The organism is Pedobacter sp. (assembly GCF_041662865.1).
Lineage (GTDB): Bacteria > Bacteroidota > Bacteroidia > Sphingobacteriales > Sphingobacteriaceae > Pedobacter.
On the sequence record NZ_JBAZRL010000110.1, the window covers coordinates 1 to 437 of the forward strand.

At 37.3% G+C, this 437-nt stretch carries 2 protein-coding genes; both read right to left on the minus strand.

From position 1 onward, the window contains the following. The coding region (locus tag WC622_RS16730) for a class I lanthipeptide (protein ID WP_372820835.1) at positions 1-122 on the minus strand (122 nt) is incomplete at its 3' end. Between the two features lie 125 nt (positions 123-247). Next, positions 248-437 (minus strand): hypothetical protein (locus WC622_RS16735; RefSeq protein WP_372820831.1); only part of this gene is annotated, 190 nt, incomplete at its 5' end.

The window sequence follows — 437 nt, forward strand, 5'->3', positions numbered from 1 at the left end:
CCTGCTGAATTCGGGCCGCAGGCATCAGTTTCTCCTCCGAAAATAGTACGTTGCTGTTTTTTTGTAAGTTCAGATACGGTTTCCTTATTTAAATCTAAGGAAAATTTAAATTTCTTTTTCATAATGGTTAATTTGGTTAGATTAAATTTTAAGGTTTCAAACTATAATTGATTATCCTCGAGCCTATTAATAATTCAATTAGTCGCTGGCATATGTTAGGCGGTTCACATAATTTATATCCGATCTATTAAAAACATGGGCTTGGCCCAACAACCACACCAGTAGTGTACACATCGCATGCTCCTAAACCTACAATAAAAGTATAACAGCGATCATTTGTCGGTAAATCTGGACAATCACAAGTTCTAGTGGGTGCTGTTTCTTCTGGACATCCTGCGGAAACAGTTGGACATGCATCAGTTTCTCCTCCCAAAATA